This window comes from Nocardioides sp. NPDC000445, from assembly GCF_040300245.1.
GTDB lineage: Bacteria > Actinomycetota > Actinomycetes > Propionibacteriales > Nocardioidaceae > Nocardioides.
This window is the reverse complement of record NZ_JBEPDH010000012.1, coordinates 33,108-58,345: the sequence shown is the minus strand read 5'-3', so window position 1 is coordinate 58,345 and position 25,238 is coordinate 33,108. Positions and strand designations below refer to the sequence as shown.

General features: G+C 70.5%; 26 protein-coding genes. 20 read left to right on the top strand and 6 right to left on the bottom strand.

Annotated features, from left to right (window positions below; translation table 11 throughout):
- Positions 1-58: 58 nt before the first annotated feature.
- The 3 genes from ABT304_RS17150 to ABT304_RS17140 are packed head-to-tail and all read left to right on the top strand — an operon-like array spanning position 59 to position 1,525.
- On the top strand, positions 59-544 hold the full coding sequence (locus ABT304_RS17150; RefSeq protein ID WP_350716903.1) for a DUF1269 domain-containing protein: 486 nt from the start codon (positions 59-61) through the stop codon (positions 542-544).
- Between the two features lie 4 nt (positions 545-548).
- Positions 549-1,064 carry a DUF1269 domain-containing protein gene (locus ABT304_RS17145; protein WP_350716901.1) on the top strand — a complete coding sequence of 172 codons (516 nt, stop codon included), beginning with the start codon at positions 549-551 and terminating at the stop codon, positions 1,062-1,064.
- 2 nt (positions 1,065-1,066) lie between these two features.
- Positions 1,067-1,525, top strand: a complete 459-nt coding sequence (locus ABT304_RS17140) for a DUF6069 family protein (protein WP_350716899.1) — start codon at positions 1,067-1,069, stop codon at positions 1,523-1,525.
- A 16-nt stretch (positions 1,526-1,541) separates the two neighbouring features.
- Here the strand turns inward: ABT304_RS17140 and ABT304_RS17135 are convergent, their stop codons facing one another.
- The gene (locus ABT304_RS17135) at positions 1,542-4,085 is read right to left on the bottom strand and encodes a winged helix-turn-helix domain-containing protein (RefSeq protein ID WP_350716897.1); all 2,544 of its coding nucleotides are present in this window, start codon (positions 4,083-4,085) and stop codon (positions 1,542-1,544) included.
- A 306-nt stretch (positions 4,086-4,391) separates the two neighbouring features.
- On the opposite strand from ABT304_RS17135, the gene ABT304_RS17130 reads away from it, so the two are divergent.
- Positions 4,392-5,480 (top strand): AI-2E family transporter, encoded by a 1,089-nt coding sequence (locus tag ABT304_RS17130; protein ID WP_350716895.1) that lies wholly within the window; start codon positions 4,392-4,394, stop codon positions 5,478-5,480.
- On the opposite strand, the gene ABT304_RS17125 is transcribed toward ABT304_RS17130, so the two are convergent.
- A complete protein-coding gene (locus tag ABT304_RS17125) occupies positions 5,427-5,627 on the bottom strand; it encodes a DUF8691 family protein (RefSeq protein WP_350716893.1) in 201 nt (66 codons plus the stop codon). The genes ABT304_RS17130 and ABT304_RS17125 overlap by 54 nt on opposite strands.
- A gap of 150 nt (positions 5,628-5,777) precedes the next feature.
- Here ABT304_RS17125 and ABT304_RS17120 point away from each other — a divergent pair, with 150 nt between their 5' ends.
- The 3 genes from ABT304_RS17120 to cls are packed head-to-tail and all read left to right on the top strand — an operon-like array spanning position 5,778 to position 8,798.
- Complete coding sequence (locus tag ABT304_RS17120; RefSeq protein WP_350716891.1) at positions 5,778-6,617, top strand: YhjD/YihY/BrkB family envelope integrity protein; 840 nt, start codon at positions 5,778-5,780, stop codon at positions 6,615-6,617.
- Positions 6,618-6,651: 34 nt separating this feature from the next.
- The gene (locus tag ABT304_RS17115) at positions 6,652-7,320 is read left to right on the top strand and encodes a GAP family protein (protein WP_350716889.1); all 669 of its coding nucleotides are present in this window, start codon (positions 6,652-6,654) and stop codon (positions 7,318-7,320) included.
- Positions 7,320-8,798 (top strand): cardiolipin synthase, encoded by a 1,479-nt coding sequence (cls, locus tag ABT304_RS17110; RefSeq protein WP_350716887.1) that lies wholly within the window; start codon positions 7,320-7,322, stop codon positions 8,796-8,798. The genes ABT304_RS17115 and cls overlap by 1 nt, the downstream gene beginning before the upstream one ends.
- Here cls and ABT304_RS17105 read toward each other — a convergent pair.
- Positions 8,770-10,506: a SulP family inorganic anion transporter gene (locus ABT304_RS17105; protein WP_350716886.1), complete on the bottom strand. Its 1,737-nt coding sequence runs from the start codon at positions 10,504-10,506 to the stop codon at positions 8,770-8,772. The two genes, cls and ABT304_RS17105, sit on opposite strands and share 29 nt — an antisense overlap.
- A 169-nt stretch (positions 10,507-10,675) precedes the next feature.
- On the opposite strand from ABT304_RS17105, the gene ABT304_RS17100 reads away from it, so the two are divergent.
- The 5 genes from ABT304_RS17100 to ABT304_RS17080 are packed head-to-tail and all read left to right on the top strand — an operon-like array spanning position 10,676 to position 13,167.
- The gene (locus ABT304_RS17100) at positions 10,676-11,095 is read left to right on the top strand and encodes a DUF6325 family protein (protein WP_350716884.1); all 420 of its coding nucleotides are present in this window, start codon (positions 10,676-10,678) and stop codon (positions 11,093-11,095) included.
- 14 nt (positions 11,096-11,109) lie between these two features.
- A complete protein-coding gene (locus ABT304_RS17095) occupies positions 11,110-11,433 on the top strand; it encodes an SHOCT domain-containing protein (protein WP_350716882.1) in 324 nt (107 codons plus the stop codon).
- A 24-nt stretch (positions 11,434-11,457) separates the two neighbouring features.
- Positions 11,458-12,003, top strand: a complete 546-nt coding sequence (locus tag ABT304_RS17090) for a DUF1269 domain-containing protein (RefSeq protein WP_350716880.1) — start codon at positions 11,458-11,460, stop codon at positions 12,001-12,003.
- A 59-nt stretch (positions 12,004-12,062) separates the two neighbouring features.
- Positions 12,063-12,491 carry a DUF7144 family membrane protein gene (locus ABT304_RS17085; RefSeq protein WP_350716878.1) on the top strand — a complete coding sequence of 143 codons (429 nt, stop codon included), beginning with the start codon at positions 12,063-12,065 and terminating at the stop codon, positions 12,489-12,491.
- Positions 12,478-13,167 carry an HdeD family acid-resistance protein gene (locus ABT304_RS17080; RefSeq protein ID WP_350716876.1) on the top strand — a complete coding sequence of 230 codons (690 nt, stop codon included), beginning with the start codon at positions 12,478-12,480 and terminating at the stop codon, positions 13,165-13,167. The genes ABT304_RS17085 and ABT304_RS17080 overlap by 14 nt, the downstream gene beginning before the upstream one ends.
- A 68-nt stretch (positions 13,168-13,235) precedes the next feature.
- On the opposite strand, the gene ABT304_RS17075 is transcribed toward ABT304_RS17080, so the two are convergent.
- Positions 13,236-15,767: a helix-turn-helix transcriptional regulator gene (locus ABT304_RS17075; protein ID WP_350716875.1), complete on the bottom strand. Its 2,532-nt coding sequence runs from the start codon at positions 15,765-15,767 to the stop codon at positions 13,236-13,238.
- A 336-nt stretch (positions 15,768-16,103) separates the two neighbouring features.
- Positions 16,104-16,367: a hypothetical protein gene (locus tag ABT304_RS17070; protein WP_350716873.1), complete on the bottom strand. Its 264-nt coding sequence runs from the start codon at positions 16,365-16,367 to the stop codon at positions 16,104-16,106.
- 248 nt (positions 16,368-16,615) lie between these two features.
- Between ABT304_RS17070 and ABT304_RS17065 the strand changes: the two genes are divergently transcribed.
- Entirely contained in the window at positions 16,616-16,798 is a 183-nt protein-coding gene (locus ABT304_RS17065) for a hypothetical protein (protein WP_350716871.1), read from the top strand.
- Between the two features lie 28 nt (positions 16,799-16,826).
- Here the strand turns inward: ABT304_RS17065 and ABT304_RS17060 are convergent, their stop codons facing one another.
- The gene (locus ABT304_RS17060) at positions 16,827-18,599 is read right to left on the bottom strand and encodes a SulP family inorganic anion transporter (protein ID WP_350716869.1); all 1,773 of its coding nucleotides are present in this window, start codon (positions 18,597-18,599) and stop codon (positions 16,827-16,829) included.
- Between the two features lie 138 nt (positions 18,600-18,737).
- Here ABT304_RS17060 and ABT304_RS17055 point away from each other — a divergent pair, with 138 nt between their 5' ends.
- The 7 genes from ABT304_RS17055 to ABT304_RS17025 all read left to right on the top strand — a co-directional run bounded on the left by ABT304_RS17055 (position 18,738) and on the right by ABT304_RS17025 (position 25,235).
- Positions 18,738-19,562, top strand: a complete 825-nt coding sequence (locus ABT304_RS17055; RefSeq protein ID WP_350716867.1) for an amidohydrolase family protein — start codon at positions 18,738-18,740, stop codon at positions 19,560-19,562.
- A 91-nt stretch (positions 19,563-19,653) separates the two neighbouring features.
- Positions 19,654-20,190 carry an MSMEG_0572/Sll0783 family nitrogen starvation response protein gene (locus tag ABT304_RS17050; RefSeq protein ID WP_201451036.1) on the top strand — a complete coding sequence of 179 codons (537 nt, stop codon included), beginning with the start codon at positions 19,654-19,656 and terminating at the stop codon, positions 20,188-20,190.
- 10 nt (positions 20,191-20,200) lie between these two features.
- Entirely contained in the window at positions 20,201-21,280 is a 1,080-nt protein-coding gene (locus ABT304_RS17045; protein WP_350716865.1) for an MSMEG_0568 family radical SAM protein, read from the top strand.
- Positions 21,277-22,701 (top strand): MSMEG_0567/sll0787 family protein, encoded by a 1,425-nt coding sequence (locus ABT304_RS17040; RefSeq protein ID WP_350716864.1) that lies wholly within the window; start codon positions 21,277-21,279, stop codon positions 22,699-22,701. Before ABT304_RS17045 ends, ABT304_RS17040 begins: the two co-directional genes overlap by 4 nt.
- On the top strand, positions 22,698-23,609 hold the full coding sequence (locus ABT304_RS17035) for a carbon-nitrogen hydrolase family protein (protein WP_350716862.1): 912 nt from the start codon (positions 22,698-22,700) through the stop codon (positions 23,607-23,609). Before ABT304_RS17040 ends, ABT304_RS17035 begins: the two co-directional genes overlap by 4 nt.
- Positions 23,602-23,919 carry an MSMEG_0570 family nitrogen starvation response protein gene (locus ABT304_RS17030; protein ID WP_350716861.1) on the top strand — a complete coding sequence of 106 codons (318 nt, stop codon included), beginning with the start codon at positions 23,602-23,604 and terminating at the stop codon, positions 23,917-23,919. The genes ABT304_RS17035 and ABT304_RS17030 overlap by 8 nt, the downstream gene beginning before the upstream one ends.
- Positions 23,916-25,235, top strand: coding sequence for an MSMEG_0569 family flavin-dependent oxidoreductase (locus ABT304_RS17025; RefSeq protein ID WP_350716859.1), 1,320 nt, complete (start codon positions 23,916-23,918; stop codon positions 25,233-25,235). Before ABT304_RS17030 ends, ABT304_RS17025 begins: the two co-directional genes overlap by 4 nt.
- Positions 25,236-25,238: the final 3 nt, after the last annotated feature.

Genomic DNA, 25,238 nt, shown 5'->3' with positions numbered 1-25,238 from the left:
CGCACGCAGCGCCGGGATCGTCGATGACGAACGCAGTCGACGACGGCAAGGACGTGAGATGGCGACCCTGACGGTATGGAAGTACGACACGACCGACGGCGCAGACCAAGCTGTGAAGAGGCTCGAGGAGCTGGTCAGGCAAAACCTCATCATCCTCGAGGACGCCGCGACCGTGCACTGGGAGGTCGGCAAGAAGAAGCCGAGGACCAAGCAGCTGACCAGCACCAAGGCCATGGGCGCGATGAGCGGCACGTTCTGGGGCATGCTCTTCGGCCTCATCTTCTTCGTCCCGCTGCTGGGTGCAGCGGTCGGCGCCGCGACCGGCGCCCTGACCGGATCGTTGACCGACGTGGGCATCGACGACGCCTTCATCAACAAGGTCCGCGACCAGGTCACCCCCGGCACCTCGGCACTGTTCCTGATGACCTCCGACGCGGTGGTCGACAAGGTGCACGAGGCGATGAAGGGCCACGAGGGGGACCTGATCTTCACCAACCTCAGCAGTGAGCAGGAGAAGGCGCTGCGCGAGGTCTTCGCCGAGTGACGTCATGGCCAGCCTGACCGCGTGGGTCTACGACCGGATCATGGGCGCTTCAGACGCCGAGGTCTGGCTCCAGGACCTGCAGGAGCGTGGTGCGCTCACGGTCCATGACGCCATCACGCTCACCTGGTTCCCGGGAGCTTCGGAGCCGCAGATCGGTCATCTTCGCCACCGTACGACGGGCGCCGCGGCCAAGGGCTCGTTGCTCGGTGGTCTTCTCGGGATCCTCGTGTTCAACCCGGTCGCGGGCGCCGTTGTGGGGGCGGCGTCCGCGGCCGCGGTTCAACGGCTGAGGCAGGCCGGCATCGGCGACGAGCTGCTCACCGAGGTCGCCGGCCACCTCGGGCCAGGCAAGTCCGCGCTGGTCGTGCTGAGCAGCGACGGGGACCCGGACGCGGTCGCCGCGGCCATGAAGCACGGAAACCCGACGCTCGTCTACGCCGAGCTGGACGACGCGGTCGCCGAGGAGCTCAAGGACATCCTCCGCGCCGAGACCACAGAACCGACTGACGACGGAGACTGATCATGGCGATGAACCAACCTCCCGCCCGACGACTGCAGCCCACGGTGAACGCCGGCCGGCTCTGGGCGGGCGGCGCCGCCGCCGCGGTCGTGGCCGCGCTGCTCGCGGTCGCCGGCATCGTGATCGCCCGTGGCATCTTCGACGTGCCCATCCTCGCCCCCGAGGGCGACGGGGTCTGGGGAGACGCCTCGACATGGTGGTACGCCGTCTGGGCAGCGATCGCCGGGCTGCTGGCCACGGCCGTGGCCCACGTCCTCCTCCTGACCACACCGCAGCCACGGACCTTCTTCGGGTGGATCGTCGGCCTGGCCACCGTCATCGCGGCGCTGTGGCCGTTCACCTCCGACGCGGGGCTGGACACCAAGCTCGTCACGATGCTGATCAACCTGGTGATCGGGATCGCCATCGGGTCCCTGGTCTCGACGGTCGCGCGGAGCGCGACCGCCCCCGAGATCCGGTGACCTCTCGCGGGCGGTCTCAGATCAGGCCGCGTCCGCGTGCCTCGCGCACCGCTGCCGACCGCGTGTTCACGCCCAGCTTCTGATAGATCGAGCGTACGTGCGTCTTCACGGTGTTCTCGCTGACTCCTTCGGCCTCCGCGATCTCGGGGATCGTCAGCCGCGAGGGGAGGTCGTGGAGCACGTCGAGCTCGCGCGCGCTCAGCAGCGTGTCGATCACCCCCGTGGCGCGGTCGGTCCGCTCGGCGTGATGGGCGAGCAGGGCCGCGACGAAGCCCTCCGCGGGACCGAACCGCGAGCGGTTCCTCGACAGCAGCGGCTCCAGATGTGGCCACACGTCGATGAACGGCCGGCGGAAGTTGTTGGGCACCGCCCACTCGAGCGCCTTTCTGAGTACGTCGAACGCGCGGACGTCATTGCCCACGGACGACTCCAGGGCCGCTGCCAGCACCTGCGCGTAGACGACGGTCGTCGGTACGTGGGCCGGGCGGGTCCCGTCGAGCACCGGCTCGAGCTCGGTCAGTGCGTCGCGGGTCCGTCCGGCGGCGGCGAGTATCTGCGCCTCCGGAATCGTGCTCTCGGCGCTGCCGGGCATCTGGTCGCGCACACGTGCCGCGATCTCTCCAGCCCAGTTCTCGTTGCCGATGGCGAGGGCGATCCTGATCTCCTGGGGCGTGCTGGCACTGATCGCCGCAGGAGAGACATGGTGGGCGGCGTCGAGCTGCCAGAGGCGCCGGAAGGTCTCGGCGGCCGCGGCCCGCTCCTGTCCCGTCGTGGCCTCGAAGGTCGCCAGTGCGTGCATGCCGCGGATGCCGAGCCCGACCTCGGCGTCGTTCACCCCGTCCAGCGCGCGCATGCCGAGGTCGGCGTACTCCAGCTGTCTTCGGCCGTCGCCCGTCTGGAAGGCGGTCCACGCGGCGACGAGGTAGGAGTGGGCGAGCCGCGTCGAGTCTCGCCAGCCGTGCCGGGTGGCGAACGCGATGGCGTGGTCGGACCAGTCGAGGGCGGCCTGGAAGTCGCACATGGCGCCGGCCATCCCGGACAGCTGCGACATGGTCTCGAGCACGACCTGGTCGTAGCGACGGCTGCGGGCCAGCGCCAGCGCCTCTTCGAGGTCGTCGATCGCTCCGAGGTAGTCGCCGGCGCGCATCCGGGCGGGTCCGCGCTGGGAGAGGAGGACCAGGTTGACGTCGCCGTCACCCGTCGTGGCGATGTCGAGGATCGCGCTGTCCTGCAGGGCAGCGACGACGTCGCCCCCGGCGAGGGCCCGCTGGACGACGGCCGCGGCGAGCATCGCGGCGTACGTCGGGTCGGACGGCGGATCGTCGCCCGACGCCGCACTCAGCGCATCGTCGGCCGCAGGGAGGTCGTTCACGTCCAGCGCCGCCAGGGCGGCGATGACCGCGACCCGATGGTCGGTGACGGGCGAATCGCGGGATGTGATGGCCTCGCGCACGAGATCGCCGCGGCCGGACAGGACCATCTGGAGCCCGCTCGCGCGGAGCATGCCGACGAGCAGGGCCTCGTCCCCAGCCCGAGTCGCGTGCCGCAGCGCGGTCGCTGGTTCGCCATGTGAGTCGAGCCAGGCGGCGGTGGCCCGGTGCTGGCGTGCCGGCGCCTCGACGTCGCGTCGGGCCAGAGCGGCGAGCAGGCAGCTCCGCAGCAAGGCGTGGTAGCGGTACCACGCCGAGTCGCCCGACTGGCTGACGAGCGCGTTCGCCGCGCACAGCCGGTCCAGCAGGGCACCGGCGTCGGGTCTGCCGGAGAGGTGGGCAGCCAGATCGATGGACAGGTGGTGGGGTGCGCAGGTGGCGTAGAGGAACTCGACCAGCTCCGGGTCGAGTCGGTGGACGACCTCGGTCAGGACGTACTCGATCATCGTGCGGACATCGCCGTCGAAGGCCGCGACGACCTCGGCGGGGTCGTCGCCACCGACCACGGCCGCGAGCACCGCCATCCGCAGCGCGGCGGCCCAGCCCTCGGTCAGGCCGACGAGACTCGAGATCGCGTCGGCCGTCATCGGTAGGCCACTGATCGCGAACAGCTCCAGCGCCTCGACGTCGGTGAAGGCGAGGTCCTTGCCGCGTACGTCCGAGAGCGACCCGTCGAGCCGCAGCCGGTGGAGCGTGAGCGACGGCTCGGACCGGCACGCCATCACCAGCCCCACCTCGGGCGGCAGCTCGGCGAGGAGGATGTCGATCCCGCGCAGGACCTCCGTGTCGTGGAGCAGATGTACGTCGTCCAGCACGATCCAGCGCACACCGGCGACCAGGAGCGACTCGACCACCTTCGTGACGAACCTCGGCTCGGTTCCCTGCGCAGGAGGGGTCAACCCGTCGAGCTGCTCAGTCCTCCCCGGCAGTCCGGCGAGGACGAGGGCCTCGATCAGCGCCGACCAGAACTCGTACGGCCTGTCGTCCTGCTCGTGCAGCGACAACCAGGCCACCGGCTCATCGCAGGCGGCGGCACGGGTGGCCCAGTCGGCCACGAGCATGCTCTTCCCGTAGCCCGCGGGTGCGCAGACCAGGGTGAACCGGCACTGCCCGACGGCATCCTCGACCAATCGGGCTCGGCTGACGAACGTGGGCAGTATCCGTGGAACGTGCAGCCTTGTATCCGCCACGTAGGCGCGAGAACCGGTGTTCAACATTCGCAAACGAACGCTCCTCGCATCTCCGACAAGGCTTTACCGGCAACCATCCAATCAGCGCCTCTTCGGTGAAGTAAGGAGTCAAAGGGCCCGTATACGGGCCAGGGGATGAGCCCACTCGGGTGGTCGTGCTCACCCCTATCGGGTGATACAGGCGGACCGGACGGGCTAGACCATGGTTGGGTGAGCCCCAGGACACAAAGCCCGGAAGAGCCGGCCATGAGCTGGCCACCGCAGTTCAGGGTCTTGGGGGTCCTGCTCGGATCCGCTGCGGTGGTGATCCTCGTGGCCGGGCTGCAGGCAGCCAGCGGCATCCTCGGACCGCTGTTTCTCGCGATGGTGCTGACCATCGTCGTCCACCCGGCCCGGAACTGGCTGGCGCGGCGCCTCCCGTCCGGCGTCGCCACCACCCTCTCCATCATCGCGGTCATCGTCGGCGTCGTTGGTCTGGGCGTCTGTGTGCTCCTCGCGGTGGCCCGCTTCGCGACCTTGTTGGGCACCTACAGCGGTGTCGCCAAGGAGCAGGTCGAGGAGCTGACCGACTGGCTCACCAAGGTCGGCATCGGCACGGACGAGGTGATCAAGATCGTCGAGTCGTTCGACCTCTCGAACCTGCTGTCCGTCGTCTCCGGTGCTCTGAACGGGATGTTCGGGGTGCTGTCCACGGTGGTCTTCATCCTGGCCCTGTGCCTGTTCATGGCCATCGACGCGACGGCGCTGCCGCGCCAGCTCGCCTCGATCAGCCGCCGGCGCCCGGGCCTCGTCGGTGCGCTGTCCTCGTTCGCGGTCGGGACACGTCGCTACCTGCTCGTCTCGACGGTCTTCGGTCTGATCGTCGCCGCCTTCGACACGCTGGCCCTCTACCTGCTGGGCGTGCCGGCGCCGTTGGTGTGGGGACTGCTCGCGTTCCTGACCAACTACATCCCGAACATCGGCTTCGTGATCGGCCTGATACCACCGGCGGTCCTGGCGCTGCTGGACGGCGACCTCTCGCTGATGCTCGCGGTCATCGCCGTCTACTGCCTCCTGAACGTGGTGATCCAGTCGGTGATCCAGCCGAAGGTCGTCGGAGAGGCGGTGGGCCTCTCGGTGACCCTGACGTTCCTGTCATTGATCGTCTGGTCCTGGGTCATGGGTCCGATCGGTGCCGTGATGGCGGTCCCGCTCAGCCTGTTCGTGCGCGCGGTCTTCGTGGAGGCCGATCCGGAGAAGAGCTGGCTGATGCCGCTGATCGCGGGCAGCGCTCCGGTAGAGCTACTCGGGGATGGTGACGATCTCGAGGACGTCGACCCCCAGAGAGCTCAGTAGGTCCAGCACCCCCTGCAGCTCCTTGGCGTCCGCGAGGTCGCCGACCAGGGTCGTCGTCGCCGGCTGCGTGGCTCGGGTCAGGTGAGGGAACGTCTCGAGGACGTCGTCCGACACCGACGAGCCCACGCGGATGAGGATCCGGGTCATGAGCGCGTCACGCCGATCAGGTGTCCGTTCACGTTGGCTCCAAAGAGTGGCCTTGGACGGTGGTCTCATCACGGTAAGCGGGCCGGCGCCCGGAGCGGTCACCGGAAACGGGCGAGGGTGAGCCGCCGTGCCTGGGGGAACACTGCTCGTGTGGACGTGGCTGCCCTGCGGGGCCGGGTGGAGGCACTGGTCGCCCACGTCCCTCTGCTGCGGAAGCTGGCCACAGAGGTCATTCGGATCGAGTTCATCGACCGGTGCATGCTGATCGCCGCCCAGGCGCTCCTGGCCATTGTGCCGATGCTGGTCGTGCTCGCGGCCTTCCTGCCTCACCTCACCGAAGCCGCGCTGCAACAGGTCTCGCATGTCACCGGCCTCGGCGACGAGGCCGTCCAGCAGGTCTCCGGAGAGGTGGATCTGGATCAGGTGCGTTCCGAGACCGGTACGGTGGGCCTGGCGATCACGATCCTGTCGGCGACGTCCTTCGGTCGTGCCGTGCAGCGGATGCTCGAGCGGGTCTGGGAGCAGGAGCACGTCGGAGGCCTGCGGGGAGCCGGTCGCTGCCTGCTCTGGGTCGCCGTCTGGCTGGCCTGCCTCGGGCTGGTCAACGCGGTCGTCAACCTGCTCACCGATCCTGGGGACCTGCTCCGGCCGCTGCTCCAGGCCGTGGGCGCGAGCGCCGTGTGGTGGGGGACCGGCTGGGTGCTGCTGTTCGGGCGCACCCGAGGATGGCTGCTGCTCCCGGGCGCGGTGCTGACCGGCGTCGTGCAGGTCGTCTACAGCCGAGGATCGGCGTGGCTGATGCCTGTCTATGTCGAGTCGAATGCCGAGCAGTTCGGCATGCTGGGCGTGATCCTCGCGCTCTCGACCTGGCTGATCGGCTTCGGCGGGATCATCGTCGGCGGTGCGCTGCTCGGGCGGCTGCTCGTCGAGGACCCGGTCATCACCTGGTTCGTGCAGCGCGTGCGTACGTTTCTCACCCGGAGAAGGTGAGGCCGGCCGAGCCGGCCTGCGCTGAAGTCGGGCCATGGGCGAAGCAATAGGGGAGTCTCTGCCGATCGCCGTGGGAGTGCTCGTCAGCCCCATGCCGATCGTCGCACTGGTACTCATGCTGGTCAGCGGCCATGCCAGCGCCAACGGGGCGGCCTTCGTCGCCGGGTGGCTGGCGGGCATCTTCGTGCTCGGTACGGCCGTCGCGCTGCTCGTCGGTGCGGCCGGATCGGGAGAGGCGGAGACTCCGACCTGGGCGGCCCTGCTGAAGATCGTCCTCGGAGCGCTGCTCCTGCTGCTGGCCGTACGCAGCTGGCAGGGCAGGCCGGAAGAGGGAGAGACCGCGCCGACGCCGTCGTGGATGGCGGCGCTGGACGAGTTCAACGCGTTCAAGGCGTTCGGCACGGGCGTACTCCTGGGATCGGTCAACCCCAAGAACCTGCTGCTCGTGGTCTCGGCCGCCAGCACGATCGCGACGGCGACAGCGGTGACCAGCGAGCGGATCGTGGCGATGGCCGTCTTCACCTTCGTCGCCAGCCTGGGCGTGCTGGTGCCGTTCGGCATCTACCTGCTGGCCGGTGAGCGCGCAGCCCGGCTGTTGGAGGGCATCAAGGCCTGGATGATCGCCAACAACGCGGCCATCATGACGGTTCTCCTCGTCGTGCTCGGGGTCAAGATGATCGGCGACGGAGTGGGGTCGCTCTGATGGACGCATCCACCTGGGTCGCGAGCCTCATCAGCGCAGCGCTCGTCCTCGCCCACATCACCGTCTGTGTGGTGGCCCTGGGCGTGATCCCCGGCGGCCGGAAGCCGTCCACGGGCCTGGCCTGGCTGTTCCTCATCCTGGCGCTGCCCGCGTTCGGTCTGCTCGCGTTCCTGCTCTTCGGCAGCACCAGCGTCGGCCGCAAGCGCCGGGCATGGCAGCGGCAGGTCAACCACCTGGTCAGCGCCGAGATCAGGTACGACCCGGGGGCACAGACGGCTCCGGCGGGCCCCGCGGTCGGTGCCGTGCGGCTCAACGAGCGCCTGGGATCACTGCCCATGACCGGGGACAACCGGGTCGAGGTCCACCCCGACTACGCCCGCACGTTCGCGGCGATGACCGAGGCCGTACGCAGCGCGAAGTGGTTCGTGCACGTCGAGTTCTACATCTCGGCCTGGGACGAGGACACCAGCGACTTCTTCGATGCACTCGTCGCCGCCGTCGCCCGCGGGGTGGAGGTACGTTTCCTCTTCGACCACCTCGGTTCGCGCGGCATCCCCGGCCACCAGGACATGCTGTCGCGGCTCGAGGGTTCCGGCATCAAGTGGGCACCGATGCTGCCCGTCCGCCCGCTGCGTGGTGAGCTCCGCCGTCCGGACCTGCGCAACCACCGCAAGATCCTCGTCGTCGACGGCGTGGTGGCGTTCGCGGGCTCGCAGAACCTCATCGAGCCCGGCTACAACAAACCGAAGAACCACAAGGCGGGCCGCAAGTGGGTCGACCTGATGATCCGGATCGAGGGGCCCGCGGTGCGGGACCTGGCGGTCGTCTTCGCGACCGACTGGTACGCCGAGACCGCCGAGAGCATCCGGGACCTGCTCCTGCCGCGCGAGCCCCTGGAGCTCCCGCGGACGGAGCGCGCGGCCGAGAACGTGGCGTGCCAGGTCGTGCCGAGCGGTCCCGGTTTCGTGACCGAGAACAACCTGCGCCTGTTCAACACCCTGATCTACGGCGCGCACTCGCGGATCTGCCTGGTCAGTCCCTACTTCGTGCCGGACGAGTCGCTTCTCTACGCCGTCACGACCGCCGCTCAGCGGGGCGTCCAGGTCGAGCTGTTCGTGAACGAGGGCGCCGACCAGTTCATGGTCTTCCACGCTCAGCGCTCCTACTACGCCGACCTCCTCGACGCCGGCGTCCGGATCCGGCTCTACCCGGCGCCGTACGTCCTCCACACCAAGTTCTTCACCGTCGACGACACGATCGCCGTCGTCGGGTCCTCGAACATGGACTACCGCTCCTTCGCGCTCAACTACGAGGTCATCGTGCAGATCGAGAGCGAGCGGGTGGTCGACGACCTGCAGAGCGTGCTCGACGACTACCGGGAGAAGTCGAGCGAGCTCAGCATCGAGGCGTGGTCGCGGCGCGGGCGTGGGGCCGCGTACGTCGACAACGTCATGCGCCTGACGGCGGCTCTTCAGTAGCCCGCTCCCGGGTCGCCGCCGCGAGGGCGGCCTCGACGGTGGGGTAGACCAGCGGCGGGCCTTCCTCGGCGGCCTCGGTCAGGACGTCGCGTACCTGGCCCACGTCGCCGGCGAGCGTCAGGTCGGCGCCGAGACGCTGTAGGTCGGTACGCAGCTGGGTCAGCATCTCGGTGGCGGTGACGTCGATCGAAGGCGTCGCCCGGCCGTCCAGCACCACCAGTCGTAGGTCCGGCACGTCCGTGGCGAGCTCACGGACCCGCTCGCGTACGAAGTCGGCGTTGACGAACAGCAGGGGAGCCTCGACCCTGACCACCAGGACACCCGGGACCCCTGCGTACGCCGGATTGCGGCTCTGGTCGACCCACAGCCCCGGGTGCGCGGACGCGGTGTCGTCATCGGTGCCCTCGACCGGGGCCAGCGGCGCGATGTGTGGCCGCGAGGTCCGCGCGATGAGCAGGACGACCGAGGCGGCGATGCCGATCACGAGACCGGGCAGGGTGTCGAAGACGAGCACGCCGATCAGCGCCGCGACGGCGCCGACGAAGTCGGCGCGGGCGCTGATCTGGTAGATCCTGGTGACCTGTCCGGTCCGGACCCGCCACAGCCGGCGCAGCGCGGAGATGTCGACGAGCTCGATCACCGCGGCGATCACGATCGCCGCGAGGGTGGCCTCGGGAAGGTCGGCGAAGAGCTTGGTCATGAACAGCAGGGTGAGCAGCGTGAGCACCGCGGCGGTCACCGCCGAGAGCTGCGACTTCGCCCCGGCCGAGCCGTTGACGGCGGTCTTGGACAGCGAGCCGTTGACCACCATGCCGCTGGCCAGGCCGGCACCCAGGTTGGAGACGCCCAGGCCGAGCAGCTCGCGGTTCGGGTCGATGTCGTATCCGCTCTTGGCCGCGTACGTCTTCGCGGCGCCCAGCCCCTCGGCGAACCCGACGAGCATCACGCCGACGGCGGCCGCGAGGAGGTCGCGGAACTCGGGAGCCGACACGTCCGGAAGCCCGATGGTGGGCAGGCCGGCGTCGATGTGGCCCACGATGGCGAGCCCGCGTTCGTCGAGGCCGAGCAGGGCGGTGAGCCCGATGCAGACCAGCGCCACGATCAGGGAGGCGGGAAGGAGCGGTACCAGCCGCCGCAGGACGAGCAGGACGGCGAGGCTGCCCACCCCGATGGCGATGGTCAGCGCGTCCACCTCACCGAGCTGGCGCAGCAGGTCCCAGGCCTTCTCGAAGAAGTTGCCCGAGCCCTTCTCCACGCCCACCAGCGACGGTAGCTGTCCGATGATGATCGTCAGTGCGAGCCCGATGATGAAGCCTCGTAATACCGGCTCGCTGATGAACGCTGCCAGAAACCCCAGGCGCAGCAGGCCGGCGATGAGCGCGACGATCCCGGTCGCGATGGCCAGCCCGACGGTGAGCGCGACGACGTCGGCTCCGTCGGACGCGAAGTCCGCCACGATCCCGGCCGAGAGCGCTGCGGTGGCCGACATCGGCGCGACGATCAGATGGCGCGAGGAGCCGAGCAGGCTGTAGAGCACCAGCGCCGGCACGGCCGCGTAGAGGCCCACGACCGGAGGCACGCCGGCGATGGTGGCGTACGCCAACGACTCCGGTACGAGCACGGCCCAGACGGTGAGCCCGGCGAGGATGTCGGACCTGATCCAGGACGGCGAGTAGCCGCTGAAGGACGGAGCGATGAGTCTGGCCACGATCGGTGAGGCTGCTACGACGGGCCTGTTCCGGGATCGCCCGGAAGGGGTGAGCATCGAGTCACCCGCCCGAAGGTCACCCGATGCGGGTGATCAGCACGGGCGCAGAGCGACCTAGCGTCGGAACCGTCCTGCCGCCCCGGCAGGCGTGCGATACGTGGGAGGCACGATGGAACGCGGCCCGGTCGAGATCCTGTTCCTGTCGATGTCGGAGGACGTCGAGCTCGGCGACCTCGCGGCGGTGCTGCGACAACCGGTCGAGAGCGGAGTGATCCGGATCATCGACTGCGTGCTGATGTCCAAGGACGCCGGCGGCAGCTTCCGGGCGCTCGACCTGGAAGAGGCCGAGGGTCTGCCGGCAGAGCTGGCGGGGCTTCAGATCGACGCCAACGACCTGCTCAGCGACTCCGACATCGAGACGTTCGCCACGGCCCTCGAGCCCGGCCGGGCCGGCCTCGCGGTCGTCTACGAGCAGGTCTGGGCGCGGGAGGCCGTCAGTCAGATCCGCAGCGTCGGTGCCGAGGTCGAGCTGTTCCTGCGCGTGCCGCCCGAGGACGTCGACGTCGCCTTCGCATCCGCCGCCCGCTAGAGAGGAGAAACGCCATGTTGCGCAGACGCATGGGCCGGCCCGGTCTCATCGGTGCCGCCGCACGTACGGCCGTCATCGCCGGCACCGCCACCGCCACCTCGAACGCCATCAACCGCCGGCAGGCGGCCAGAGCCCAGGAGCAGGCCGAGGCACAGGCGTACGAACAACAGCAGTACGCGGCAGCCCAGCCGCCCCCGCAGCCTGCCGCGCCGCCCGCCCCGGCGGCGCCGGCGCAGAGCGATCTGACGGGACAGCTGGCCCAGCTGGGTGAGCTGCACAGCCAGGGGGTGCTCAGCGACGAGGAGTTCGCCACCGCCAAGCAGCGACTGCTCGGCTGACGGACGCCAGAAGCGGGGGAGGACATGTCGACAGGGACTCTGGCCGTGTGGAGGTTCGACACTCCCGAGGGCGCCGAGGAGACCATGCACGCGCTGGAGGAGCTGGCTGACGAGGGTCTCATCGACCTGCACGACGCCGCGGCGCTCTCCTGGCCGTCGAGCACCACGAAGCTGAGGACGATCGAGCTGCATCCTGCCTCGGACGTGGGCGGGGCGGCGTTGGGCAGCTCCTTCTGGGGGCTTCTGCTCGGCTTCATCTTCTTCGTGCCGTTGCTCGGCGCCGCGCTGGGCACCGCCACCGGGCTGATCTCGGACGCGCTGAGCGCCGTCGGGATCGACGACGGCTTCATCAACAGGATCCGGGACCGGGTCACCCCCGGGACCTCGGCCTTGTTCGTGCTGACCACGGACAGCGTCGTCGACTCGGTCATGGACGCGCTCGGAGGGCGACTGCCGTCCGACCCGATCTTCACCGACCTGACCGATGGCCAGGAAGCAGCGCTGCGCGACGTCTTCGGCGCCGGAGGATCGCCCGTTGCGGGTGAGCCCGCCGGGGCTGAAGCGGCCTAACTTCACCTCCATTGAAGCGGTCAACGAGAAACCGCTCACGACCACAGGGAGTACTCATCATGAGCACCACCACACCACGAGGCGGAGGCTACGACACTCCGGTCAAGACCGCCTTCGCCTTCTCCGGAGCGATCTTCGCAGGCACCATTCTCACGACAGTCGGTATCTTCCAGATCCTGTCCGGCATCGCTGCCGTGGCCGAGGACACGGTCTATGTGAGGGGTGTCGACTACGTCTACCAGTTCGATCTCACCGCCTGGGGCTGGATCCACATCGTCCTGGGGGCGATCGCGGTAGCCGTCGGCATCGGCTTGCTCCTCGGTCAGACGTGGGCCCGTATCTCCGGCATCGTGATCGCCGTCATCGGCTCGGTCTCCGCCTTCGCGTTCATGCCCTACTACCCGTGGTGGGCACTCGCGATGCTGGCGCTCTACATCTTCGTCATCTGGTCGCTCGCGCAGCTGATGTCGAGCGATGCCGAGCTCTGACATGGCCCGCTCCGACATCCCGGGCTCCGACGTCGCCGGCTCGGAGCCTCCGGGACCCGACGTACGGAGCTCGGGTGCCGGACCGGATCCGCGGTCGGCCACGCCGGCTCAGGAGCGTCGCGTCGGCTCCGGGTCGGTGTTCGAGGGCCTCGGGGACTACTGGGGCCTGGTCCTGACCTACGGTCTGGTCACCACCGCACTCGGCATCATCCTGGCGGTCTGGCCGAAGCAGACGCTCGTCGTCGTCGCGGTGATCATCGCGATCCAGATCATCGTGTCGGGAGTGTTCCGCCTCATCGCCGCGGTGGCCGGCAGCTCCATGGAGGGTGGCCTGCGAGCGGTCGTCGGATTCTCGGGGGCGCTGGCGATCGTCGTCGGCCTGCTCTTTCTGCGTCACCCGGTCCAGACGCTGCTCATCGTCACCATCCTGCTCGGGGTCTGGTGGGTCATCGGAGGCATCGTCGACATCATCGGCGCCGTCCTCCGGCCGACTCCTGGGCGACGTATGTGGGACATCACCGCCGGGGCCATCACGGTCCTCGCCGGTGCCGTGCTGCTCATCAATCCGAAGCTGTCGCTCGGTGCGCTCCTGGTGATCTCCTGCGTGTGGCTGATCGTCGTCGGCATCATCGCCGTCGTGATGGCCTTCCGGCTCCGTTCCGAGGCCAAGAGCTGAGTTTCTGCCCCGGCCGAGAGCGAGCTCGATCGCCTCGGCCGGGTCCGCCCGCGGATCTCGCGGATCGTTCAGACGAGGTTCAGGCTCCGCGCCACGGCCAGCGCCTGACTGCGCCGCGAGGCGCCGAGCTTGGCGTACAGGCTGCTGACGTGGGTCTTCACCGTGTTCTCGGAGACGTAGAGCGCGGCACTGATGTCGGCGTACGTCGACCCGCGTGCGAGCTCACGAAGGACGTCCCGCTCCCTGGCGCTCAGACCCGGGAGCGGCCCGGCCGCCTCGTCGACCGCCTCGGTCGGACGGGGCGTGCCCTGGTCGAAGTACGTCGTCAGGCTGGACATGTCCGCGATGCCGGCCGAGATCCGGCCGACCCAGCGATGAGGCCGGAGCGCGGGCAACCGTCCCAGCATGGTCTGCACGGGCGTCCCCTGCCGGGTCCAGCCGAGGAACGGGATCGCGTTCTGGCGCACCTCGGTCTCGATCGCGACCTGCTGGAGATGCTCGGCCGCCGCGTCCACGTCCCCCAGCTCGTGGAGCAGCTCCGCGCGCCCGACGAGCGCGACCCCTCGGGTCATCGGCTGGGACCACCTCGCCTGCTGGGCAGCGGTGTCGAAGTGGTCCGCGGCGAGTCGCCGGTTTCCGTCGAGGTCGGCGAGCAGGGCACTGGCCAGGGCCGCCTCGCCGTGCATCCCGTGCTCGGTGAGCTCGGCCTCCACGGACTTCAGTGAACGCCGGTCGGTCGCCAGCGCGGCCAGCTCGGCCTGGTTGAGCAGCAGAGTGACCTGCAGATGGTCCGGCAGCCGGAAGGCCCCGGGCAGGTCCAACGGCTCGCCGAGGATCTGGCGGGCGCGTACGACCGAGTGGCCGGACAGGGTGACATGTGCCTCCCGGAGCCGCATCCAGAACCGGGTGCACAGGTCCGCGGGATGGAGCTTCGCGTCCGGGATGGATGTCAGCTCGAGCCAGGGGAGCCGTGCGGTGCGCGCCAGGGCTGCCGCCAGCGCCGTCCGGGTGCGGGTGAAGTCGCTACGAGGGCGCTGCGGGCGATCTTGGTCGGCCCGTTCGAGGAGGGTGGCGGCCTCGTCGGCGATCTCTCCGCAGGCCGCCTCGCGACCGAGCATGTACTCGGTCATCGCCAGATGGCTGGAGGCGGCGGCCCCGATCGCCGGCATGTCCCAGGTGCGAGCCAGCCCGATCGCCGAGGTGAGGCTCTGCTCCGCCTCGAGCAGGCGACCGAGCCAGTTCTGCGTGATGCCGAGCTCGATGAGCAGCTGCGGCAGGATGTCAGCCTCCCCGCCGGTGCCGTGCCTGCCGCGGACCACCTCGGCCGCCCTCTCCGTCGCGGCGCGCAGGGGCTCGAGACCGAGTCGTGCCCGCATCAGCCCGATGCAGGCGAGCTCCTCCTCCGACATCGCCTCCGACTCCGCCAGGCACCGGTCGAGCCAGTGCTCGGCCTCGGGTACACCGCCGTCGAGCCAGGCCTCGATCGCGAGGGCGAACCACGCCCTCGGGGTCGTCTCGACATGTTCGGCGAGGTTGCGGGCGAAGGGGGTGAGGCGATCCCCGTCGCCGCGTAACGCCGTTCGGACGCCGTCCTCGGCGAGTACGGCCGCCATCTCGTCGTGGGCGCCGACGGCTTCGAGCCGTCGCAGCGCGCCCCGCGCCTCGCCGCGTGTCCGGTCGATCCGAACGGCACGCACCACGGTCGACTGCGCCCGGGCGACGTCGACCCCGCCGGCGACCAGCCGGCGGCGTACGACCTCGGCGAGCAGCGGGTGGATCCGGTAGGCCTCCTCGCCGTGGGCGTCGGGGACGAGCGGGACCGCCCGGGTCACCAGCAGTCCGGTGCTCTCCAGATCGGTCAGCGTCTCCCCGGCGCTCGGGTCCTGGGAGAGGTGGGCGGCGGTCCTGGCGGTCACGACCGTCTCGGCAGACGTGCACAGCAGCAGATGCCTCGCGCGTGCGGACAGCGACGCGAACACCTCGCTCGCCACCCGGTCACCGAGGCCGACGGTTCCGTCCTCGAAAGCGGTCTCGCCCGCCCTGCCCGGGGGGCGGGCGTGGACCGACCGGGCCGCGAGGACGACGGCAGCGCACCAGCCGCCGGCCTGCTGGACGATGGCGTCGATGACGGGCCTGGAATCGGTGCGGGCGTGCTCGACGATGAGCGCCTCGGCCTCGACGTCGCTCAGTTGCAGCACATTGCCTCGTACGACCGAGAAGTTGCCCCGTAGCTCCGGCACCAGTCTGGTGAAGGGGAGGTCCCAACGGCTGATCATCAGCAGCCGCATGGAGTCGGGATCGTCGTTGAGCCTCTCGTTGAGCATCCGGTGCGTGGCCGCGCGAAGCAGGTGTGCGTCGTCGATCACGATGCGAGGGGGCGTGGCCTCTGCTGCCTCGTCGATCATGCCGGAGAGCTGATCGGGGGTCATCGTGCCGTCGGCGTCCACCCAGCGCTGTGCGCGTGGGAGGCCATCGCCGCTCTGCTGCCGCAGCCATCCGGCGACCCCCAGGGTCTTGCCGGCGCCGGCGGGGGCGATCAGCAGCGTGATCGCGGCATCGGCGGAGCGGTCGAGGTCGGCCCACAGCGAGCGGCGTGGCACGTAGACCCTCGGGAGGCGAGGCCACGGGGCGCTGGCCGCGCCGTCACCGTCCCTCGGCGTGGGTATCACCACCGTTGCCGCCTGACGGCGCGGCATCGGTGCGGGTTCATCTGTCGTCGGGTCTGTAGCGGGCGCCGGCCTGCTGCGCTGCACAACCTCTCCCCTCGGTCAGAGCTCAGATGCCAACGTCGGCGTCGTGCGCTCGTTGGGGGAGAGCATGCTGACGAGCGTCCCGCGCCGTGGACGAGCGGAAAATACCCGCCCGGTCATACTGCGATGCTTCTCAAAGTAAACGGCAAAAGATGGCGAAGGATCACCTATTTCAGGTGACCGGGCTCAGATCATCTTGGGGAAGGTCGCCAGGATGACCGCCAGGAGCACGAACCCCACGCCGCCGATACCGAGCAGCGCCCACTGTGCGCTACGGCGGCGCATGCGCTCGGAGAGGGCTGCGAAGAAGAGCACGGAGGCGAATCCGATGGTCAGGACGGTGTAGTTGTCGCCGCGCTGGTTGTTGCGGAGCGCCTGGACGAACTTGCGGTCGGCCTTGCGGTCGGCGTCGCCGGCCTGAACGGACTCGGGGATGACGTACTCCTCCATGTCGAACGGCGTGGCGGGAGCGTCGGGATCCTTGAGCGGCCGGGCCTCGAGCCAGGCCGGGAAGACCGTCGCCAGCGGCTCCGGGAAGCGCGCCTGGAGGAACTCGGTGAGCTCGGTGTCGCCGCTCTGGTAGGCCTCGAGCCACTGCGTGAACAGGGCGACCTGGACCGACAGCTTGCGGTTGGCCGTGGACTCGAACCCGAGCGGCCGCGATCCGGTTCGTCGATGCCTGCGAGAAGGAGATCGACATGGCGCCGCTCCACTTGCTGGCCTGGAAGCCGGTCCAGGCGGTCAGGATCGCCGTCACCGACAGCAGCAGGATCGCGATCAGCTCGCGCCAGTCCGTACGCGAGTGCTCAGGGGCCGCAGTGGTCGTCACGATCCCAGGGTGCCTACGCCGGGAGGCGCCGGTGATCGCCGGAAAGGGGTGAACGAGCCGATCCGTGCGATCAGCGAGGTCTAGAGGGCCATCTGGTCCGGTGGCCAGTCGCCCTCGTGCGCGTCGCGGTAGGCGCGCCTGGGGGAGGGCCGCTCCTGGTCGCTGGGCTCCTCGTCGTCCTGGGCCACCCAGGCGAGGGCATCCCCGTAGGCTTCCCGGGTGGCCTCCCAGATCACCGCGGTGCCCTGGTAGACGGAGCCTGCCGCGCCGAGCGTGTCGTCGGTCTGCAGTTGTCGCACCAGCCGTTCGTTGTCGGTGACGATCACCAGCCTGCTGCCGAGGTCGCCGAGCCCAGCGGCGTACGTCCCCAGCACCTCGAGCAGCGTGGCGCCGGCGTCGTCGGCGCCACGCAGCCGCAGGATCACCACCGACCTGCGGGAGGTCGGCGTCAGGTCGGGCATCTGCGAGCGCAGGGAGCTGGCGGTGGCGAAGAAGATCGGCCCGTACGGCTGGAGCACCACGACCTCGCGTTCGCCGAGGCTCCCCGGAGGATTGGTCTCGATGACCCTGTCGTCCGCTCCCATCACCAGCCGGCGCGTCACCAGGCGCGAGGACTGGCCGATCACGAAGAGCAGCACCGACAGCCCGACCCCGACCAGCACGGCGTACTGCAACGGCATCAGCAGGGTGAGTACCAGCGTCGTCAGCATCACCGTCAGCGGAACCGGCCCGGTCCTGCCGACCGCGATCAGCTTGGCCGGCTTGACGGTGCTGACACCGACCACGATCAGCAGCCCGGCGAGGGCCGGCATGGCGACGAGCTCGACGACGCCGGCGAACAGGACGATGACGGCGGCCATCACGGCGGCCGCGACGAGCAGCGCGAACCGGTTCCGGGCGCCCGCGCCGACGACCAGCGAGGTGGCCGACATCGACCCGCCCACGGGTACGCCGCGGAAGAGGCCGGAGGCGATGTTGCCCGCTCCCTGGCCGATGAAGTCGCGCGAGGGACGGCTGGTGCCGTCCGGGTTCGGGAAGCCCGCCGAGACCCCGGCGCCCTGGACGAGCCCGACGAACGCGAGCGCGGCGGCAGGAAGCAGCAGATCGATCGTGGCCGACAGGTCGGGGAGCACCGGAAGAGGCAGCGAGCCCGGGACCTCGGCGACGTCGGCGACCAGCGCCACGGTGTCGCTGCCCATCGCGTTGAGCAGGGCGGCCAGCGCGGAGCCGGCGGCGACCGCCACCACCAGCCCGGTGGCGCCCAGGCGGGTGCGCTGCAGGAAGAGGATGCCGGCGACCGTGGTCAGGCCGACACTCAGGGACGCGAGGTCGACCCGGTGCAGGTGCAGGAGTAGGTCCAGCGCCGCGGTGACGCGGTTGCCTCCCTGGGAGTCGTAGCCGGTGAAGTTGTCGAGCTGGCCGAGCACGATGCTGATCCCTACGGCCGAGATGAACCCCGTCATCACCGACTTGGACACGAAGCGCAGCAGCCGGCCCAGGCCGAGGGCGCCGGCGACGATCATGATCACGCCGGTGAGGATCGAGAGGGTGGCGAGGGCTCGAACCGGGTCGTCGTACCCATCGAGGTCGACGTCGGCGACGATGATCGCCATCGCTCCCGTGCCCTGGATCGCCATCGCCGCGGTCCCGGTGAACAGCGCGCCTCCGGCGAGCCCGAACAGGTAGCCGTAGAGCCCCGCAACCGGGTTCACCCCGGCGAGGAGACCGCTGGCGAGGCCGTCCGGGACCGACTCGATGCCGAGCACGGCGCCGGCAGCGGCATCGCGCCCGGCCGTACGCCGATCGAAGAGGTGGCGAGGCAGAGTGATCCGCTCGCGCAGCCAGGTCAGCACCGCACCATCGCAGCGTCCCCGGCGCGCAGCCGCATCACCTGACTCGGGTGAGGCGGTTACCTCGAACTTACGAACCGAAACGGGTTCCGTATTCCAGGCGTAACCAGTCCGAAACGGCTGGGCCGAAGGCTTGATGCCATGACCAAGCCCCTCCACGACGCCCACCGCCACATCGGCCGGCTGCCGGCGTACCCGTTCTACGGAGGCCCGGCGATCACTGCCGACGTCACCGCGCGCGGCACCGTGAAGGAGCTGGTCGCCGACCTCGACGCCGATCGGATCGAGCGGGCGCTGGTGCTGCCGAACTACGGCGTGCCCGACCCGGATGCGGCCTTCGCCCTCAACGCCCTGGCGATCGAGGCGGCCCAGAGCGACGACCGGATCCGGTGCGGCCTGTGGGTCTCGCCCAAGGGCACCGACTCGGCCCGCAACGACGCGGCCCTCGCCCTCGCCGGTGAGGACGGCGTGGCCGCGCTCAAGACGAGCTTCCTGCTCGGCGGCCATCCCACCGACCCGGAGTGCCTCGAGCAGCTCGACAAGGTCTTCGCCACCGCCCGGGCGCACGACCTCACCGTGCACGTGCACACCTCGCCCGGCGCCGCCTCCGACGTCGACCAGATCGGCACGCTCGTGGAGCGCTACGCCCGGGACGTACGTCTCCATCTCGTGCATCTCGGCGGCGGGATGAGCGGCCACATGAAGCTCATCGGCGGCCGGCTCTTCGACTGGATCGAGGCCGGGATGCAGGTCTACACCGACACCAGCTGGGCGATCGGCTTCGCGCCGTCCTGGCTGGTCCAGGAGATCGAGCGTCGTGGCGTCGGGCACGACCGCATCCTCTTCGCCACCGACGCGCCCTGGGGCGATTTCGCCGGCGAGCATGCCCGCCTTGCGGCCGCGGCCGGTGACGGCGAGCTCGCCGACGCCTTCTTCCACCACAACTTCTCAGCCCTCTACGGCTGAGACCGGCAGCTCGACTGCCGGCCACTCGTCAAGGACGACGAGCTCGCCCCCACCACCCGCATCGCCCCTTCCACCTCTCATGGAGACCCCAGTGACCACTGACACCGCTGACATCGACGCCCAGATCGCCGAGAACATGGCCAAGTCGCTCGGCGAGATCCCGCACCCCTCGCAGCAGCCGGGCACGAACATCTACGGCTCGACCAAGATCTTCCCCGACTACCAGGCCGAGGACGGGGAGACCTACTTCACCCTCGTCCACGGCATCCCGCACGAGTCCTCCGTCAGCTTCGTCGCCGTCCTGCAGGCGACCCGAGCGCTGCGCAAGGGCTTCGAGTCCGCCATCTACTTCTACGGTCCCGGGACGCTGGCGTGCATGGCCTCCCGTGGCTTCCCGACGATGGGCGACGCCGGGTTCCCCGGAGAGCTCAACACCAACGGCGCCATCGAGACGTTCATCAAGGAGGGCGGCACCGTCTTCTGCTGCCGCTTCGGGATGGGACTCCACGGCCTGCGCGAGGAGGACCTGATCGAGGGCGTCGTGCCCTCGCACCCGCTCGACGTCCAGGACGCGCTGATCCACTACGCCCGCAAGGGCGCCATCATCAACTCGACCTACAACCTCTGAGGGCCCGGCCATGACCTCGCCGATCTCGTCCAGCACCCGCGTCGACGTCGCCATCCAGGGGATCCGCCTGCTCGACGCCCCGGTCGCCCGCCGCTCGGGCGCGGGACCGAGCGACGACGGCCACGTCCTCCTGGACGGGGTCGGCGCGGCCATCCCGCTCAACCCCCGCAGCCCCTATTCCGTACGCGGAGGCAAGCTGCTCCTCGACGGGGCCGACACCGGTCTCGGCGTCGAGGCCGTCGCCCGGCCCCGCTTCTACGATCTGGTGACCGCCGACGGCGTCTCCTACGACAAGATCGCCCGTCTGCACTCGGCCAATGTGCTCGCCACCACCGTCGTGCAGACCTGCGCGCGCTACGCCGTGGAGGAGCGCTGCCGGTTCTGTGCGATCGAGGAGTCGCTGCGCCAGGGCTCGACGATCGCGGTCAAGCAGCCTGCCCAGCTCGCCGAGGTGGCCAAGGCCGCGGTCGAGCTCGACGGGGTCACTCAGATGGTGATGACCACCGGGACATCCCGGGGGCGTGACCGTGGGGCCACCCATCTGGCGCGCTGCGTGCGCGCGGTGCGCGAGGCGGTCCCCGACCTCCCGATCCAGGTGCAGTGCGAGCCTCCTGGCGACCTCGCCTCGATCCAGGAGCTGTACGACGCCGGTGCCCGCTCGATCGGCATCCACGTCGAGTCCCTCGACGAGTCGGCCCGGCTTCGCTGGATGCCGGGCAAGGGCTCGGTACCGATGAGCGAATACAAGGCAGCCTGGGCCGAGGCGGTCCGGGTGTTCGGCTGGAACCAGGTCTCGACCTACCTCCTGGTCGGTCTCGGCGAGGATCCCGACGAGCTCGTCGCCGGCTGCGAGGAGCTCATCGCGATGGGCGTCTATCCCTTCGTCGTTCCGTACCGCCCGCTGGCGGGCACCCTCGCGAAGGACGTCGACGGCGTGGATGCGCCGCCGCACGCCGACGTCTACCGGGTGACCTCGCGGGTCGCCGCTCTCCTGCGCCGGGCTGGCATGGCCGGCGCCGACCAGGCCGCCGGCTGCGCCTCGTGCGGCGCCTGCTCGGCGCTCGGTGCCTGTGGGGAGGAGTCGGCATGACCGAGCTTCTCGACGACGTCATCCTCACCGGTGCCGTACGCCGATCGCCGAGCCTCGAGGGCTACACCGTGTTCCGGGCCGAGACCGCGGCCGACCTGGAGGCCTACCTCCGGCTGCGCCGGGAGGTCTTCGTCACCGAGCAGGGCCTCTTCGCGGGCTCCGACGTCGACGACGTCGACGACGACCCCCGCCGGATCGTGCTGCTCGCCCGCTCGGACGACGGTGAGATCCTGGGCGGCGTACGTCTCCATCCCGCCCGTCACCCGGGACAGCCTCGTGATGTGGGCTGGTGGCGGGGGAGCCGGCTGGCGGTCAAGCAGGACGCGCGCCAGCTTCTCGGCGTCGGCGCGGCGCTCGTCCGAGCGGCCTGCGCCGCGTCCGAGCAGGCGGGTGCGCTCCGCTTCGACGCCACCGTCCAGTCCCGGAACGAGGCGCTGTTCCGCAGGCTCGGCTGGATCCCGCGCGAGCGTATCCACCTCCACGACATGACCCATGTCGTGATGGAGTGGCCGGTCAGGCGCATCCGGCAGCTGTCCGAGGCCACCAAGGCGCCGCTGGGCGACCTGGTCGGTGCCCTGGTGGGTCACTCGACGCCCGGCTTCCGCGGTGACGACGGGGCTCCGGTCCCGGGCAGCGACCTGGTCGCGGCCTGCGACGCGATCCTTCCCGCGATGGTCGAGCGCGACCCGGAGTGGGCCGGATGGTGCGCGGTCCTCGTCAACGTCAACGACCTCTCCGCGATGGGCGCGGCGCCGGTCGGGCTGCTCGACGCCATCGGAGCCCGCGACGCGTCCTTCGCCCGCCGGATCGTGCGCGGTCTGGCCGAGGCCGCGCAGGCGTGGGGCGTACCGGTCCTCGGCGGGCACACCCAGCTCGGCGTCCCGGCCGCGCTCTCGGTGACCGCCTTGGGACGCGCCGAGCGGCCGGTCCCGGGCGGTGGGGGAGCGCCCGGTGATCTCCTGAGGCTGAGCGCGGACCTGGGCGGAGGATGGCGGCCCGGCTATCGCGGCCGCCAGTGGGACTCGTCCTCGCACCGCACCTCGGCCGAGCTGCGGGCGCTGTCCGGTGTCGTGCCCTCGTTGGCCCCGACGGCGGCCAAGGACGTCAGCATGGCCGGGATGGTCGGCACCGCGGGGATGCTGGCCGAGGCCAGCGGCTGCCGCGCGATCATCGACGTCGCCACCGTCCCCACCCCGGCCGCCGCCTCGACCGCGGACTGGCTCACCTGCTTCCCGGGCTTCGCGATGCTCACCGCGGAGGCGCCCGGCCGTACCGAGGTGCCGCCCGAGCTGCCCGGCTTCGTCTCCTCCGCCGTCTGCGGCGAGCTCGTCCCCGGCACAGGCGTCGGCCTGCGCTGGCCCGACGGCACCGTCACCGACGCCATCGACCACACCGTCACCGGACTAGGACCAGCGACATGACCACCAGCACCCAACCCGGCACCGCCGTGGCCGCCGTCTGCGCCGGCTTCGGCCGGGACGTGGACCAGAACCTCGCCCAGATCGGCGGCCTCATCGAGGAAGCCCGACAGTCCGGCGTCGGTCTGCTCGCCCTCCCCGAGGCCTGCCTCGGCGGCTACCTCTCCGTGCTCGGGGCGGGTCGCGACGGCAGCCACGACGAGGCGCCCGAGGATCTTCCTCCCGTCATGGACATCGACGGCCCCGAGCTCCGCCGGGTCGCGGAGCTGGCCGGGGACATGACCGTGGTCGTGGGTCTGTGCGAGTCCGACGGTGCGGACCGCTACAACACCGCCGCCGTCGTCACCGGCGACGGCGTGCTGGGCGCCCACCGCAAGGTGCACCAGCCGCTCGGCGAGAACCTCTACTACGCCGCCGGGGACGGGTTCGGCTGCGTGGACACACCGGCCGGCCGGATCGGCACCATGATCTGCTACGACAAGGCGTTCCCCGAGGGAGCGCGGGCGCTGGCCGTCGACGGCGCCGAGGTGATCGCCTGCATCTCGGCCTGGCCGGCCTCACGCACCGCCACCAGCGCCTCGATCGAGGACGATCGGTGGACGAAGCGGTTCAACCTCTTCGACGCCGCCCGGGCCCTCGAGAACCAGGTGGTCTGGCTGGCCTCCAACCAGCACGGGACCTTCGGCAAGCTCCGCTTCGTCGCCAACGCGAAGGTGGTCGGGCCGGGTGGCGACATCCTGGCGACCACCGGCGTCGAGGCCGGCATGGCGGTGGCCGAGCTCGACGTGCCCAGCGCACTGGCGACGGCGCGCCGGGCGATGTTCCACCTCCGTGACCGACGGCCCGAGGCGTACCCCTCCACGCTGGCGACCGCCGAGCCGCTCTCCCCGGTGGGTGAGGGACATGCCTGAGATGACCTTCACCGTGCGCTGGCCTGACGGCAGGGTCGAGGACTGCTACTCACCCTCGCTGGTGGTGCACGACCACCTGACGGTCGGCGGGACGTACGCGGTCGAGGACTTCCTCGACCGCAGCCTCACCGCCCTCGCCACCGCCTCCGAGCGGGTCCGGGCGAAGTTCGGCTTCGCCTGCACCAGCGCGATGGCGACCTCCGACCAGCTGCGGGCCTCCGCCGCCGCGTACGAGTTCGGCCAGTGCGTCACCGTCCTCGCCATGCACCCGCCTCTTCCCGTCGCACCGAACCCGCAGGAGTCCCGATGACCACGCACCGTGCCACTGTCGCGATCGTCGGGGGCGGTCAGGCCGGCCTGGCCGCGAGCTGGTTCCTCGTCCGCGACGGCGTGGACCACGTCGTCCTCGAAGCCGGCACCGCCGGCCACGAGTGGGCCGACACCCGCTGGGACAACTTCACCCTGGTCACGCCCAACTGGCACTGCCGCCTCCCCGGCTACGAGTACGCCGGGACCGACCCGGACGGCTTCATGACCCGTGACGAGGTGGTGAGGTGGCTCGCCGGCTACGCGCCGACCTTCGGCCCGCCGCTGCGCGAGCACACCCGGGTGACGTCGCTGACCCAGCGCGCGGGAGGCGGCTTCATCGTCGAGGCCGAGGGCCCGGACGGCGCCGAGGCCTGGGATGTCGAGCACGTCGTGGTCGCGACCGGCGGCTACCACGTACCGGTCATCCCGGCCTGGGCGCCCGCGCTCGACCCCGCCATCGACCAGCTGCACTCGGCCGACTACAAGAGCGCCTCGCGGCTCCGCCCGGGCGCGGTGCTGGTGGTCGGCTCGGGCCAGTCCGGTGCGCAGATCGCCGAGGACCTGCACCTGGAGGGACGCCAGGTGCATCTCGCGATCGGCGATGCGCCCCGGGTCGCCCGGTTCCACCGCGGCCGCGACTGCATGACCTGGCTGGCCGAGATGGGGCTCTACGACACCCCGGTCACGAGCTACCCGGGCGGACTGGCCGCACGGGAGAAGACCAACCACTACGTCACCGGTCGTGACGGCGGCCGTGACATCGACCTGCGCCAGTTCGCGGCCGAGGGCATGCGCCTCTACGGCCGGCTCGCCTCCGGGGCCGGGACCGATCTCGTGCTAGAGCCGACGCTGCGGGAGGCACTCGGCTCCGCCGACGACGTCTACCGCTCGATCTGCCGCGACATCGACGCCTACATCGCCTCCCGCGACCTCGACGTCCCACCCGCGGAGCCCTACCGCCCGGTCTGGGAGCCGGAGGCGGATCCCACCGCCCTCGACCTCGCCGCGGCCGGCGTCTCGACGGTGATCTGGGCGATCGGCTACCGGCCCGACTACCGATGGGTCCGGGTCGGTGTCTTCGACGGCACCGGACGCCCGACCCACACCCGAGGCGTCACCGCGGTCCCCGGGCTCTCCTTCCTCGGCCTGCCCTGGCTGCACACCTGGGGCTCGGGGCGATACCTCGGCATCGCCGCCGACGCGGAGCACATCGCGGGCACCATCACCGGCCAGGGCCTTCGGACCGTCGAGCCCGCCGCCGAGCTGGCCCGGCGCCGCTCACCCGGCCCGCTGGACACGTCGGCGGCGGTCGCCTGAGGC

What these genes read in the sequence shown, in the direction of transcription:
- ABT304_RS17040 (WP_350716864.1), top strand. Translation starts at nt 21,277, where the DNA reads ATGACCGAGCTTCTCGACGACGTCATCCTCACCGGTGCCGTACGCCGA.
- ABT304_RS17095 (WP_350716882.1), top strand. Translation starts at nt 11,110, where the DNA reads ATGTTGCGCAGACGCATGGGCCGGCCCGGTCTCATCGGTGCCGCCGCA.
- ABT304_RS17070 (WP_350716873.1), bottom strand. Translation starts at nt 16,367, where the DNA reads ATGGAGGAGTACGTCATCCCCGAGTCCGTTCAGGCCGGCGACGCCGAC.
- ABT304_RS17140 (WP_350716899.1), top strand. Translation starts at nt 1,067, where the DNA reads ATGGCGATGAACCAACCTCCCGCCCGACGACTGCAGCCCACGGTGAAC.
- ABT304_RS17065 (WP_350716871.1), top strand. Translation starts at nt 16,616, where the DNA reads ATGGCGCCGCTCCACTTGCTGGCCTGGAAGCCGGTCCAGGCGGTCAGG.
- ABT304_RS17025 (WP_350716859.1), top strand. Translation starts at nt 23,916, where the DNA reads ATGACCACGCACCGTGCCACTGTCGCGATCGTCGGGGGCGGTCAGGCC.
- ABT304_RS17085 (WP_350716878.1), top strand. Translation starts at nt 12,063, where the DNA reads ATGAGCACCACCACACCACGAGGCGGAGGCTACGACACTCCGGTCAAG.
- ABT304_RS17130 (WP_350716895.1), top strand. Translation starts at nt 4,392, where the DNA reads ATGAGCTGGCCACCGCAGTTCAGGGTCTTGGGGGTCCTGCTCGGATCC.
- ABT304_RS17045 (WP_350716865.1), top strand. Translation starts at nt 20,201, where the DNA reads ATGACCTCGCCGATCTCGTCCAGCACCCGCGTCGACGTCGCCATCCAG.
- ABT304_RS17150 (WP_350716903.1), top strand. Translation starts at nt 59, where the DNA reads ATGGCGACCCTGACGGTATGGAAGTACGACACGACCGACGGCGCAGAC.
- ABT304_RS17030 (WP_350716861.1), top strand. Translation starts at nt 23,602, where the DNA reads ATGCCTGAGATGACCTTCACCGTGCGCTGGCCTGACGGCAGGGTCGAG.
- cls (WP_350716887.1), top strand. Translation starts at nt 7,320, where the DNA reads ATGGACGCATCCACCTGGGTCGCGAGCCTCATCAGCGCAGCGCTCGTC.
- ABT304_RS17035 (WP_350716862.1), top strand. Translation starts at nt 22,698, where the DNA reads ATGACCACCAGCACCCAACCCGGCACCGCCGTGGCCGCCGTCTGCGCC.
- ABT304_RS17100 (WP_350716884.1), top strand. Translation starts at nt 10,676, where the DNA reads ATGGAACGCGGCCCGGTCGAGATCCTGTTCCTGTCGATGTCGGAGGAC.
- ABT304_RS17125 (WP_350716893.1), bottom strand. Translation starts at nt 5,627, where the DNA reads ATGACCCGGATCCTCATCCGCGTGGGCTCGTCGGTGTCGGACGACGTC.
- ABT304_RS17055 (WP_350716867.1), top strand. Translation starts at nt 18,738, where the DNA reads ATGACCAAGCCCCTCCACGACGCCCACCGCCACATCGGCCGGCTGCCG.
- ABT304_RS17080 (WP_350716876.1), top strand. Translation starts at nt 12,478, where the DNA reads ATGCCGAGCTCTGACATGGCCCGCTCCGACATCCCGGGCTCCGACGTC.
- ABT304_RS17115 (WP_350716889.1), top strand. Translation starts at nt 6,652, where the DNA reads ATGGGCGAAGCAATAGGGGAGTCTCTGCCGATCGCCGTGGGAGTGCTC.
- ABT304_RS17090 (WP_350716880.1), top strand. Translation starts at nt 11,458, where the DNA reads ATGTCGACAGGGACTCTGGCCGTGTGGAGGTTCGACACTCCCGAGGGC.
- ABT304_RS17145 (WP_350716901.1), top strand. Translation starts at nt 549, where the DNA reads ATGGCCAGCCTGACCGCGTGGGTCTACGACCGGATCATGGGCGCTTCA.